This is a genomic window from Calditrichota bacterium (genome assembly GCA_013112635.1).
GTDB lineage: Bacteria > Calditrichota > Calditrichia > Calditrichales > J004 > JABFGF01.
Genome location: JABFGF010000004.1, coordinates 53,513 through 67,590, shown reverse-complemented (window position 1 = coordinate 67,590; position 14,078 = coordinate 53,513). Strand labels below are relative to the sequence as shown.

General features: G+C 36.6%; 7 protein-coding genes. 1 reads left to right on the top strand and 6 read right to left on the bottom strand.

What is annotated here, in order from left to right:
* Positions 1 to 170: 170 nt before the first annotated feature.
* On the top strand, positions 171 to 611 hold the full coding sequence (locus HND50_11890) for a DoxX family protein (GenBank protein NOG45932.1): 441 nt from the start codon (positions 171 to 173) through the stop codon (positions 609 to 611).
* A 395-nt stretch (positions 612 to 1,006) separates the two neighbouring features.
* Here the strand turns inward: HND50_11890 and HND50_11885 are convergent, their stop codons facing one another.
* The 6 genes from HND50_11885 to HND50_11860 all read right to left on the bottom strand — a co-directional run bounded on the left by HND50_11885 (position 1,007) and on the right by HND50_11860 (position 13,809).
* Positions 1,007 to 5,581, bottom strand: coding sequence for a DEAD/DEAH box helicase (locus tag HND50_11885; GenBank protein NOG45931.1), 4,575 nt, complete (start codon positions 5,579 to 5,581; stop codon positions 1,007 to 1,009).
* Between the two features lie 63 nt (positions 5,582 to 5,644).
* Complete coding sequence (locus tag HND50_11880; GenBank protein NOG45930.1) at positions 5,645 to 7,228, bottom strand: T9SS type A sorting domain-containing protein; 1,584 nt, start codon at positions 7,226 to 7,228, stop codon at positions 5,645 to 5,647.
* Positions 7,229 to 7,401: 173 nt separating this feature from the next.
* Complete coding sequence (locus tag HND50_11875) at positions 7,402 to 7,719, bottom strand: cupin domain-containing protein (protein NOG45929.1); 318 nt, start codon at positions 7,717 to 7,719, stop codon at positions 7,402 to 7,404.
* 52 nt (positions 7,720 to 7,771) lie between these two features.
* On the bottom strand, positions 7,772 to 11,620 hold the full coding sequence (locus HND50_11870) for a response regulator (protein ID NOG45928.1): 3,849 nt from the start codon (positions 11,618 to 11,620) through the stop codon (positions 7,772 to 7,774).
* 218 nt (positions 11,621 to 11,838) lie between these two features.
* On the bottom strand, positions 11,839 to 12,201 hold the full coding sequence (locus HND50_11865) for a winged helix-turn-helix domain-containing protein (protein ID NOG45927.1): 363 nt from the start codon (positions 12,199 to 12,201) through the stop codon (positions 11,839 to 11,841).
* 321 nt (positions 12,202 to 12,522) lie between these two features.
* Positions 12,523 to 13,809: an acetyl-CoA hydrolase/transferase family protein gene (locus HND50_11860; GenBank protein NOG45926.1), complete on the bottom strand. Its 1,287-nt coding sequence runs from the start codon at positions 13,807 to 13,809 to the stop codon at positions 12,523 to 12,525.
* Positions 13,810 to 14,078 lie beyond the last annotated feature (269 nt).

Sequence of the window (14,078 nt, the reverse complement as noted above, 5' to 3'; positions counted from 1 at the left end):
TAATTTTGGGCGCCGGCTTTTTTGGTTCTCTGGATTTATTTTTTAAATAACACATTCTGTTTCTCTTGATTTTCTGTTTTAACCAAAATTTTACACTTCGATTAACCTTTTTTGACCACATTTTTTTATTGTTAAATTAAACAATTTTCCAATAACGATGGAGGTCGGGGATGAAATCACTCAACGCTTTACAAACCTGGGCCGAAGAAAATTATAGTTATGGCCTGGAAATCTTAAGAATCTATCTTGGTTTTGGCCTAATTATTAAGGGTTTTCATTTTGTAAGTAATACTGATTTTTTGGTGGGCACTTTAATTGAAGCAGGTCATTTGGATTTTGCAAATACGATGATTAGCCATTTAATTGGAGTAGCACATATCGGTGGCGGGACATTGGTCGCGCTTGGCTTAATAACCCGGATTGGTGCACTTATTCAGATTCCAATTTTGGCAGGGGCATTGATTATTGTCAGCATTCCTCAAGGTTTGTTTACTCAAAGCCAATCGTTTGAGTTTACAGCTTTGGTACTTGTTCTTTTAGTGATCTTTTCAATTTTTGGTGGAGGCGAATGGTCTATTGACAAAAGAGTCCTGCAAAGCGATGAAGAATAAAAGGAAGTTGTAAACCGCAAAGACGCAAAGACACGAAGAAAAATTATCGTTTTTATGTATAACTCAAAAAATGTTTCATCTATGCGTTTTCTGAGTGTCTCTGTTAAAATTTCCGAAGCCCATATTTTTTAGCATCACTAAAGTAAATTTTAAAAAGTTTTGTTTTGGCCCTTATGAAATACGGCGTTTAAAATTCGTGAAATAATTTTGATAAAGAAAAATAAACTGTTTGAGTTCCTGTTTTTGGAACGAGTTTTTATTTTTCCAAAATTATTGAAAAGAATTTAGCCATATTTCATTTAGGCACTGATTTTTTGTTTCTTTTTCATTTAGGAAAAAGAAAAGTGGATTTGAATTCTCTGTCCAGATGAAACCATAAAGTTAGAATTTATATCCTAAATTCCCGATGGCCACAAAACAAGAATATCGCCATCTTTTTCAAACCCTGTCTCAAGAAAATTATTTACAAATTGGCAAATGATTGCCGGGCGATTATTTATTTCTTTGATCTCCAGTTTCTTTAATCCAAATTTACCGGCTTGTTTAAAATGATTTTTTAGGGCTACTAAAAACAGGGAAATATCCTCTTTTTCCCATTGGCTGGTTAAAACTATTCTTGTGGCATTATTTTCCAGGTAAGCGGCAAAACGATTCTTGTTTACAAAAATATGGTTTGTAGTTTTACGGGTAACTTTTATATCATTTTTATCCTGATCTGTTAATGCCCAGTTCACCGTTCCGCCAAATGGCAGCGCAGGATCAGTTGTGCTGATTAATGATGTTATATTTTGTTGACCTTTTGATGTTTGCAGAATTTGCAAAGCTTTTGGAAGGGCAAATTGAAGTCCTGATAAACCTTCTATAAAATATCCGCGGCGAATCTCACCCTGCCATTCCAATTTTTTTAAGGCATTAAAAATATTTATCCAGGGCAGTAAACCACTCTCATGGCGGTACCATTCTTTTATAAGGATTCCATAGCGATCTAAGAGCATCCGGGCCTGGAAAATTGCTTTTTCTTCCGATGAACGTTTTTTGCCCATGACCGAAAAAGAATTGATAAGAAACCAGCGCCCTTGTTTTAATTGTTCCTTTTTCTTGAACTCCACAAAGGAAGCGCTCCTGCTCTGCCTGCGCACACGGCCGGAAAATCCGCCGAGTTGATTTTGATTTTCAGATACGTTTTTTTTGTTTGATATAGAAGATTGGATGGCATTGTAATTGTCTGAACTTATCATGCCGCGCTTTAACAATTTGCCCAGAGAAATAGAGACACTTTGAGTTTTTAATTCTGTCGCATCGCAGATATCATTAAAAAAGCTCGCGCCATTTTCCTTTAAAAAAGTTATAATAGTTTTTTCATTTTCTGTAGGACCTTCATCTGTAAAATCATCCGGGTTCCAGAAATAATGTCCACTTTGCCTTGCAATAAAAGTCTCTCTGATTTGTTTTGCACCACTTTGCTGAACCCTGGCAATAACTTTTCCTGTTGAGATTTGTTGCTGGAATTTTTCAAATGATTCTTTGTCCTGCCTTGAGGGCAAAATGCTTTCTTTTAAAAAACCGGATTTAAATTCTGCACCGAGATATGTTCCCATCATGGTTTCAAAGTCAGTAATCTTTTCTGTTCCAAAATGCCAGGAAAGCATAAACTGGTTCAGATCTTTCAAGCTGGCCGGCTTAACAGATTTTCTGCGGGAGGCAATTGCCTGGCGATACATTCGGGCAAAATTATATCTGTCGCAAACATAAACTTTTGTACTGTTTTTCAGCAGCTTTCCCTGCACTATAAGTTCTTTTTTGAGTAAGGTTTCAATAATTTCCTGCATGGTCTGCTCATCAGCGTTACATAACAAACTCAATTCGTTTTGTTTTAAAACTCCATTGTTCTGCAGTAAACGGATCACGTGATTTTCTAATCCTTTACTAGTCCAATTTTCCTGATAATCATTTTGATGTGTTACTGCAATCCAGCCGTGCAATGGTTTTTCAATTAAAACGATCCGTCCGTTTTCCCGCAAAATATCCAACTTTTCCAGGACATTTTTTGTTACACGTTGCTTCAAAGCTTGCATTGTTATTGGGCCAAGTTTTTCAATCAGGCTAAACAAGGTTTCAGTATCATTTACAGCAAAATTAATATCTAAATATTGAAGTTTTGCGCTAAAAGATTTGTTAATTTTTCCCGTAACAACTTGCGGAATATGTTCGCGCTTGATGATATCAGCAAGAAGTTGGGTAAAATTAATGGTGCCGTCATTTGCAGCACGAGAGCGGTCGTATTCATACATATTGTCCGAGATCATGCGGAACAGCAAACCTGCTGTCATTGGTGATGGCTGGGAACTGTTTAGCATTTTGAATGCAATATCACCATTATTTATTTTTTCAAGAACTTCCTGCAAGGCTGGCCAGTCAAACAAATCGTAAAGAACTTCGCGGTAAGTTTCAGCAATTATTGGAAAATCAGGAATTTGACGAACTTCCTGTAAAAGATCGGCTGCGCGTAATCGTTGAAGCCAAAGAGGAATTCGTTTTCTGGGTTGAGATCTTGGCAACATCAAAGCGCGTGCTGCATTATAGCGGAAATGTACAGAAAAAAGAGGGCTTTCAATCAGTTTATGAAAAAGTATTTTCTCGATTTCCATATTACTCAGGTTTAAAATTTCCTGCAGATCGGGCATATTTTCAGAATTAGTCAAACGGATAATCAACGCATCATCATCATAAGTATATTGCACCTGTTTATCGTGTTTGTTTTCCAAAATTCCTGCAATGGCCAACGCCCACAATCCTGTAACACGTGCTCCAAATGGTGCCTGGATAAGCAGCATTGGTTCGCCACCGGCATCAATAAATTTCTCAAGAATTATTTGTGAGTCAGTTGCAAGCGTTCCGGCATGATTGATTTGAAGGTTGATGGAATCAATCAGGTTGCGATTGATATTTTCGTCGGTGTAGAATTTTTCTTCCAGCCATTTTTCAGCATTTCCAGTTTTTATTTGGTTTAATAGTTCACCACGAAAATGACCAATATTAAGATTTGTTTTAAAATCGCGGTAGAGAAGATCGCCTTTCCAGAATGGAGCCTTCGGGTTGGCTTCACTATGCAGAGAAACTATAATGCGGTCTTGTTGGATATCATCGATCCGGTATTCTGTATTTCCTAAATAAAAAATATGTCCGATGCGTGATTCAAAGACGAATTCTTCTTCCATCTCACCAAGCCGAATATTTTGTCCATTTAGATAGACCGCATAATAAGCCCTGTCCGGGATTGTCCCGCCATTCATAACAGCGGTTAACTGGCTGCCTCGACGTGGTATAAGTTTGTTATTGACCGAGTCCCAATTGATCCGTGGATAAAGAGCCTGCGATGTTGAATTGCCAATCTTGCCTGCAAGCATTTCAACAACACGTTGAAAAGCATTTTTGGAAAGATCATGATAACAATAACTTTGGCGGATTAAGTTAAATAAATCCTCAAAATTCCACTCCTGCATGGAAACTTCTGCCACAATATGTTGTGCCAAAACATCAAGTGCGTTTTCCGGGATTTTTGTCTCTTCTATTTTCCTTTCCAGCATAGCATTGGTCAAAGCCGCACAATCATCCAAATCTGCCCGGTAAAGTGGAATAATCCGTCCTTTACTTGTGGCGTGGATAAGGTGGCCGCTTCGTCCAACTCGTTGCAGAGCACCGGAAACGGTTTTTGGAGATTCAAGCTGGACGACTAAATCTATGCTGCCGATGTCGATTCCAAGCTCCAGAGAACCTGTGGCAATTACCGCCGGTATTAGTCCGTTTTTCAGTTTAACTTCTATATCATATCGGGTTTCGCGAGAAAGGCTGCCATGATGGGCAAGAGCAATTCTGGCATTTTCATCACCGGTTTCTTTTTGATGAATTGTGTTTAAGATGCGTGCAATTTTTTCAGTTTGAGAACGCATACCGGCAAAAACCAGTGCTGTCCGATGATCCATAATTAAATCATATAAAAGTTTATACACTTCCGGCCAAATACTGGACTCAGGCAAATCGCTGTAATTTTTTACCGGAGAGATAACCTTTAAATCCATTTCTTTTCGCTGCCCGGTATCGATGATATTTACTGGGCGTTTAATTACTTCTTTGTTGTCATTCCCGAGTGTTCTTATCGGTAATTGTTTATCAAATGATTCAGATTCCCGCTTAAGGCCTGCGGGAATGACAGATTCTGGTTTCTTTTCATCTTCTTGAAAATCTGGAAATTTTGGTAAATAAGTTTGTCCACCGAGATACCTGGCAATCCTGTCCAGAGGTTTTTGAGTTGCAGAAAGCCCAATCCGCACCGGCTCATTTTTGCATAATGGCATTAGGCGCTCTAATGAAAGGCTGAGGTGAACACCACGTTTATTTGGGCATAGGGCGTGGATTTCATCTACAATAATATATCTAAGCCCTTCAAAAAGCATGCGGCCTTTTTGATTTGTCAACAGCAGGTAAAGCGATTCTGGTGTTGTGATTAAAATGTCCGGCGGTGTCTTCAGCATTTTTGCACGCTGATTAGCAGGCGTGTCGCCGGTTCGTACAAGTGTGCTTATTTCTGGGATTTCAAGATTTGATTTTTGGGCGGCTTCAGTTATTCCTTTTAGTGGGAATTGCAGGTTACGTTCGATGTCATTGTTCAGTGCTTTAAGCGGTGAAATGTATAGTGTGTGAACCCCATTCTTCTCACTTAGCGAAGACGAATTATTCATCCTGAGCGGAGAAAAAGGATTACCTGTTTCGTTTATCTTCTCTCTTAAAAGAGAATCAATACACCATAAAAATGCAGCCAATGTTTTACCAGAACCTGTTGGTGCGCAGATTAAAGTATTTTTACCTGAAGCAATCGATGGCCAGCCTTGTATTTGTGGCGGACTTGGCTTATTAAAGTTTTGACTAAACCAGCTTTGGATTATTGGGTGGAAAGAAAAATTTTCAAGCATGGAAAAAGATATTGATTTCCATGCTTGAAGGCAAAAGGAATGGTTGCTATTTATTTCAAATTTTTATCGAAGTAATAACATTCTTTTTGAAATAGATTTGTCGTTTGTGCTTAAACGATAAAAATAAATGCCGGAAGGAAAATCTTTAGCATTAAAGCGAACGGAGTAATGCCCATTTTTTTGATGTTTATTGATAATTGTTTTTACCTTTTTCCCTAATACATTATAAATATTTAAAGAAACTTTACCTGGCTTAGAAAGCTGATAGTTTATTGTAGTTTCCGGGTTAAATGGGTTTGGATAATTTTGTTCAAGGTTAAACGAATAAATTTGATTAGTGTGAGTTTCTTGACCGATGGCAGTAGTGTTTTGGGTTAAAAACCGGGCAACATAAAAATTGCCGGCGGCTACAATTTTTGTACCGTCCCATCTCATTGATGTAATTTTTTTCTCTGAACCATTTGTATAAGCAAAACCGTTATCCGCAAAAGTAGTATCCAAATGCCCGTCTGGCGATAGAGACATTATTCCGAATCTCCACCAGTTTCCATTTTTCATTTTTCCGCCAAGGAAAATACGATCAGTTTCATCAATGAGAATTGAATGGGCTTCCCCGGCTCCCCATGAAGCATTTTTCGGGCTTTTTACAGGAACCTCATGATACCCATTATTTCCATAACTGGTGTCAAGGCTGCCATCAATATTCAGTCTGGCAGAAGCCATTTGATGTGTAAAAAAGGATCCGGTCTCTTGTGTACCTGCAATAATAAGTTTCCCGTTGCTTTGAAGTGCAGCTGAGGCCAGCTCTCCGGAAGCTGAATAAGCCATATCTACCCAGGCAACACCATTTTGACCATAGCTGCTATCAATTTGCCCGTTGGTATTAAACCGTACAGCAAAATTTTTATTATCAACTCTGCCAACTATAATTATTCTTCCGTCTGTTTGAAGAACTAATTGTACTTCTTCTTCATCAATCCCTTCATTCACATCAATTAAACCATATCCCTGGCTTCCGAATGCGGTATCAAGTGTTCCGTCTTCATTATAAAGGTTTAACATAACATTACTGGAATTATTTGTACCCGCAATATAAAATTTTCCATCAGCCAGTATTTCTAATTCATTTGAAGTAATAAATCCGGTTATTGGAGGCCAGCCATGTTCTAATATTATTTTTCCATTATCACCAAATGTTGTGTCTGCAGAACCATCAGCATTTAAACGTGTAATTAATGATTGAGTGCTTGTGCTGGAAAGATAACCCGCTAATAATATTTTGCCATTTGGTAGCATTTCAATTGCACGGCAGCGATCATCAGAATCACCAGTTTCAAAATTAACCAAGGCATAACCATTTTCACCAAAGGTGCTGTCAATAACTCCTTCCGGTTTAATCTTCAATGCAACAAAGTCAAAATTCCATGTTTGCGGCTCAGTAGTTCCGGCAATAATGATACTTCCGTCTTCTAATATTTTTTGATCGTAAAATTCACTTCTGCTGCCAATTGGCGGAAAATACCCAGAACCTGTGCTGTTAAAATCTAAATCTAAAAAATTAGTATTTTGGCCTAAGGCAGAAGATATGGTTAAAAGAAGAATAGAATAAATAATCGTATGAATGTTCAGTTTAATTGTCCGCGGCATATTGTGCTCCATAAATGAATTTTCAGAATATTTAGAACGAACGGTATAAACAAAAAATATGCCAGAGGCTGCAAGCGAGATAAAGACGTTTATTGGAAGGGTTTTATTTTAATTATGTCTGCTTCAAGCGACATCTCTGGTTAAGAGAATGTCGCTTGAAAGAGACAATACGGTTATTCTGATTTGATCATAACCAAAAGCATTTTAAAAGCTTTTACTGCTTTTAATGCATGTGGCTCATTGGCGGGCATTATTATTATTTCTCCGGCAGAGAGGCTGTGCACTTTTCCGGAAATGGTGATGTCAGCCTTACCATCCAGAATTTGTACATAAGCATCGAATGGTGCTGTGTGTTCACTCAGGCCTTCACCTTTGTCAAAAGCAAAAAGGGTAATATTGCCGCTTTTCTTTGCTAATAGTGATTTGCTGACTACCGACCCTTTTTGGTATTCGGCAAGAGAAGTAAGATTTTGCTGTACACTGTTTTTCATGATGTTCCTTAACTTTATGAAATGCTATTTTCCAATTATTTTTTTGTTAATGTTAATTACGAATTTGTGTTGAATGAAGGTTGTTAATAGTATCGTATATTTCTTCAGACCTTAGAGGTTTTGTTATATAGCCATCCATTCCAGCTTCCAGGCAAAGCTCTTTGGTCCCCTTCATTGCATTTGCTGTTACTGCAATAATTGGTATGCGGTTTAATTTCCCTTTTTCCGATTCCCGGATTTTTCTGGTGGTTTCAATCCCATCCAGAACAGGCATATGTAAATCCATTAATATCAAATCATAAGAGGTTTGGTTTATTTTATCAAGAACCTTTTCCCCATTTTCAACGGAGGTTACTTCGTACCCATTTTTTTCCAAAAGCTTACGCGCGATGTGCTGGTTTAATAAATTATCTTCAGCCAGTAAAATTTTTAGTTTCCGCTTATCATTCACTCTGTTTTCATATTCAGTTATTAAATGGCGGGCCTGTATGTCATCGGTTAGTATTGGTAATACTATTGTAAAATGAAAAACACTTCCGGGTCCGCATTCATTTATTTTGTCACCGGTAACTAGTTTTTTCTTTTCATCAAGGGGAAGAGGGCTAATAACTTCAAGATGTCCATTCATTAATCTTACCAGTTGCGATGAAATGGTTAATCCTAATCCTGTACCCCCAAAAAGGCGTGTTGTTGATCCATCGGCTTGTGTAAATGAACTAAATATTTTCTTCGTGGATTCTTTTTTTATACCAACTCCTGTGTCGAGGATGCTAAACTTGATTATGGCTTTCTGATCGTGTTTTTCAACCAATTCGATTCTTACTAAAACGGCACCTATCTTTGTAAATTTTACAGCATTGCCAATAAGGTTTATAAGAATTTGTTTTAATCGCTGAGGATCGCCCATTACATCATTTGGGGTGTTAGCATCAAGTTTATAGTCTAAATTAATTCCTTTGTCCTTAGATTCAATTTGCAGGATTTTAATAATTTCTTTTATAAAGTGTTCTAGCTTAAATGGAATAAAATTTAATTCAATGCGCCCGGCTTCAATTTTTGAAAAATCAAGAATGTCGTTTATAATCAGCAAAAGCGACTCTGATGAATTTTTCATAAGTTCCAAAAATTCACTTTGTTCATTGTTTAATTTTGTAGACTCCATAAGTGAAATCATACCAATCAGGCCATTCATAGGTGTCCTGATCTCATGGCTCATATTAGCAAGAAATTCACTTTTGGCTTTATTAGCTTCACGTTCCCTGTTCTTAGCCTCTATAAAATCATGGACGTCAATATCCAGTCCAATTATACCAATAACCTTCCCGGCATTATCTTTTACGGGGATTTTTGTAACGGAATAATATCTATTGTTGCCAAAATCAAGAATTTTTTCAAATGAATAGCTTTTTTTTGTTTTCATAACAATTTTGTCTTCTTCGGTATTTTCAAAAGCCTCTTTTGCTGAAAAAATATCACGGGCGGTTTTGCCAATTATCTCTTCCTTGCTTTTACCTATTGCTTTTATAAAAGCTTTATTTACATTAACATATTTAAGTTCAATATCTTTGTAATAAATTATGCCTGGCGTGTTATCCAAAATTAGCCAAAGCTCCTGTTGGCTGCTTAAGATTTTTTCTTTGGTTTCATTTAATTCCCGCGTTCGTTCAAAAACAATTTTTTCAAGCTTACGGTTTAAGCGTTCAATATTTCGCACACGATATTTTTCTGATCCAACTATTAGCAGCAAAGTTAAAAGTACCGATCCGGATATAAACCACCAGGTTAGCCATATTGGTTTATTAATTATAAAATGTGCCTGTACAGGAGCTCCCCAATCCTTTGTATATTTTTTTACCCGTACTTCCAGGGTATATTTATTGGGGTCAAGATTAGAAATATGTATTGAATGGCCATCATATTTTTTCCAGGTTTTATTTTGGCCAATAAGACGATATTGAAACTGAAGTCTATTTCGGTTAATAAAGCTAATACAGCGGGTTGTAACGTATAGCTCTTTCTTATCATAATTGAAATGGTGCAAACTATCTGCTGAAAACTGTTCTCCGCTTATTTCAATATTAGAGATTATTAAATTAGCGGGATATAAATCATCCTGTTCATTCTTTGGGAAATAATGACTAAGACCATTGCCGGTTGCGAACCAAATGGTGCTGTCATAATCAAGATAAAAACCACCTGCATTTGATTCAGGGCTCGCGTAACCATCTTCTACATTATAATTTTTGAAATTTTCTCCATCATATCTATCAACACCTCGCGCTGTTCCAATCCATAGATTGTTATGAACATCTGCACCAATTGAATAAACGGCGTTATTGGTTAAGCCGTCTTTTGTAGTGAATGTTTTAAAAACATTGTTCTTAAACCGGGTTAATCCGTGAGATGAATGATAGCCAAACCATATTGTTCCTTCCAGATCTTCTACAATAAAATATGGATCGTTACTAGCCAAGCCGTCCTTTGTGGTATATGTTTTCCAGTTAGTTCTATTATAAACCGAAAGCCCTTCTTTACCGGATACCCACAAATTATTTTTCCTGTCAATTAAAAAGCGGGCATTCTCAAAATTGTTTTCGGGAATAGTGATTTCAGAAGTCTTTCCGCTTTTGGGGTCAAATTCAAAAAGGCCTTCTTGATCAAAAGATATAAGCAGCTTTGACTCATTCGATATAATGTCTCTTACAATCCCAAAATTTTTAAACTGTGGAACTGTTTTTATCGAAGAGCCATCATAATAATTTAGGCCTTGAAAATTCCCTATCCATAAAATATCATTCTCGTCATAAAACAAAGAGTTTATTAAGTTATGTAATAATCCATCCTTTATTGAATAGTTCATCCATTTTTGACCATCAAAAACACTTAAACCACCATTGGTGCCTACCCATAAATTGTTGTATTTATCTCTGGTAATGGGTCTTGTAACGGGTGATCCCAGACCATCTTTGCTTGAATAATTTTTGAACGCCTGGTTTGGAAATTTTGCAATCCCGCCAATTCCCCCAAACCACATATTGTGTTCTTTATCCTTAATAATTTTTAATACATTTGAAATTTGTAATCCCTGTTTTTCAGAGATAAGTTCAACCTTATTATTGAATACTTTGGCAACGCCGGATTGTGTACCAAACCAAATGACACCTCTGCTATCTATAAAAAAATCATATTTTGCTGATAGTTCAATACCATCATTTTTTGAATAATACCCAACTAATTCCCCAGAGCTGAAAACTTGGATTTCATTTTTTAAACCTACCCAAAGCCGATGGCTAGTATCTTTAATAATACTGATAACTGGTCGAGTTGTGCTTATTAATGTATCAGTGATACTCTTTTTGTTAATAACATATAAACCTCCATTGGTAGCCACCCATACTTTTTCATTATCCAAATAAAAATCATTTATGGATAATCCATTAAATGCGTTTAGATATTGTGGCGAGGTAAAGGATGAACCATCCCAGATGTTTATTCCATCATGAGTACCGCACCATAATAAACCATTCTTATCTACAAATAGCCTATTTACAAATTTATTTGATAAGCCATGCTCTATACCAAAACTTGTAAATTCGGGATTGTCCCAACGAGCAATCCCATTATTTGTTGCAACCCAAATATTATCATTATTATCCTGAACAATATCGTTTATTCTGTCATTGACCAATCCATCAGGTATACTGAATATCTCGAAAGATTCACCATCATATCTGTTTAACCCAGCTTGAGTCCCAAACCAGAGATAGGACTCTTTATCTTGAAAAATAGCTTGAACACCTTGTTGTGATAAACCATTTTCACCGGTTAAGTTCTCAAGGTAGTAGCTTTGACTGAAGGTTGAGGAAATTAAAAATAATAATATTAGAATTATTCGAATCATATCGTTTGAACAAATTCCATTTTTTTTGGCTTTAATAATCGAATATAAAAGTAAGAGCTTAAATTTCTGACATTTTAGTTTTACGAACAATAATACCTTTAAACATCTAAACTTTGAAAGCAATCTGGCGGTTTAAAATAAATATTACACTGATTAAAACGAATTGGCTTCATATAATAAATTTGTTAAAAATATAAAAGGAGATTTAAATAATTCTGTTACAAATCGGATACTTCTATTTTACCCCGGAACATTTTAATCTTGTTTTCATTTTCCAATTGTTTTAACAGACGTGAAACAACCTCGCGCACTGTTCCAATTTGGTTCGCAATTTCCTGATGAGTTATATTTAGTTCGGAGTTTGAATCTTTTTTGGTTCGCAAAAAGTTAGTTAATCGCTGATCCACACTTTGGAAAGCCACTGCATCCACAAGACTGAATAATTCAATTAAGCGTTCATTATACAGGTTTGTAATAAAACTGCGCCAGCTTTTATAATTATCATGCCAATCTCTTATTTGAGCATCTGTAATTAAAATCAAAGTCGCATTATCTTCAGTCACAGCTAATAATGAATCCATATTATTAAAACTGCTCTTTAAGCTGGATGTGATGAAATTATACAACTTTCACCGGGGTTAATGTTGTACATAATTATTTCTTTGCCATGTTCATCTCCTCGAGTAACCTTAATGGCCCCTTTTAAAACAATCGGAGTATAGCGGACTGAGTTTCCTGCAGCAGTTAAAAATGTATCAGCTTCCAGTGTTACAGTTTTGCATTTATTTAACTCATGTAAAAAAGTTCTGCTTCAAAAATGTTACTCAAATGAAATGATTGTTCTTCTGAAATATCTTCTCCTTGAATAAACAACATAAAACTATTTAGTGTTAACTGGGATTTTAAAGGTGTAATTCCCACACTTCAGATGCTGCTTTTTCCAATTCATCGCGGAATTTTGGATGTGCAATATCAATCAATGCTTTTGCTCGCTCTCGCAAACTCTTCCCATGCAAATCCGCTACACCATATTCAGTGATTATGTAGTGGACGTGTGCCCTGGTTGTAACAACACCAGAGCCCAGGGCCAGCATAGGAGCAATTCTGGAAATAGTATCATTTTTTGCTGTTGATGGTAGAGCAATAATGGCTTTGCCACCTTCGGATAAAGCTGCGCCACGAATAAAATCCATTTGGCCACCAACACCGGAATAAATTTTCGGTCCTAAAGAATCTGCGCAAACCTGACCGGTAATATCCACCTGAATTGCGCTATTCATTGCAACGGTTCTGCTGTTTTGCCGGATAACTTGCGTGCTGTTTGTATAACCCACATCCAAAAAAACTACTTCCGGATTGTCATCAATAAAATCATAGAGTTTTTGTGAACCCATCGCAAAACTTGTAACTATTTTGTGTGGGTGTTTTTCTTTAAATCGGTTGGAAACAATGCCTTTTTCTACGAGATCCAGAACACCATCTGAAAACATTTCAGTGTGAATACCTAAATCCTTGTGATTACTCATCGCCGCAAGAGCAGCATCTGGTATTGCGCCGATACCCATTTGCAAACAGGAGCGATCTTCAACTAGGTCGGCAATAATCTGCCCTATTTTTTTAGTAACATCATTTTGTTCTGCCTGCTTATGTTTATGGATTGGGGTTGCTTCTTCATAAACTGTGTCAAAAAGTTCGTATGGGATAAAGCTGTCGCCATGAGTACGAGGCATATTTGGATTAACATGTGCAATTACTTTTTTTGCTTTTTCGATTGCAGCGACGGTTGCTTCAACAGAAATACCCAATGTGCAAAGCCCATGTTTATCCGGTGGTGAAACCTGCACTATTACAGCATCAACCTTTTGATGTCCCCTCCGGAAAAGGAGCGGAACTTCCGAAAGAAAAATGGGGATGTAATCGGCATGACCTGATTGGACAAGTTTGCGGGTTGGTGCCCCTACAAAAAAGCAGCGGTTTCTTATATGACCTTTTAGTTCGTTTGGATCACCCGTTGATGGTTGTTCTGTATGCAACTGCATTACAGTAATATTTTTTTTGGACATGGCATGTTTGTAAAGGGCTTCCAGCAGAACAACAGGTGTCGCAGCCATAGAGTGTGTCCATACAAAATCATCAGATTCAATTATTGAAACAGCTTCTTCAGCAGTATTACATTTTTTAGGTTCCATTTCTAATTCCTTTTCATAAATATTTAAAGAATAAAACTTCGATTCTAATTTAACAATCTAAAACATCATTTGGAAGAACAATTTGCCTTATCTAAGGAGATTTCAATATTTATTAATTTCTGGTATATAGTTTTTTTTTATCGTTTCAGGTTGCGGGTTACAGGTTTCTTGTTTTAGCTTAATTGAATGATGTCAAAATTTAAGCCGTCTATTAAAAAGCTAAAACAATATTTCTTTTCAAGAATGTGAAGTTACAAGTAGAAGCTAAT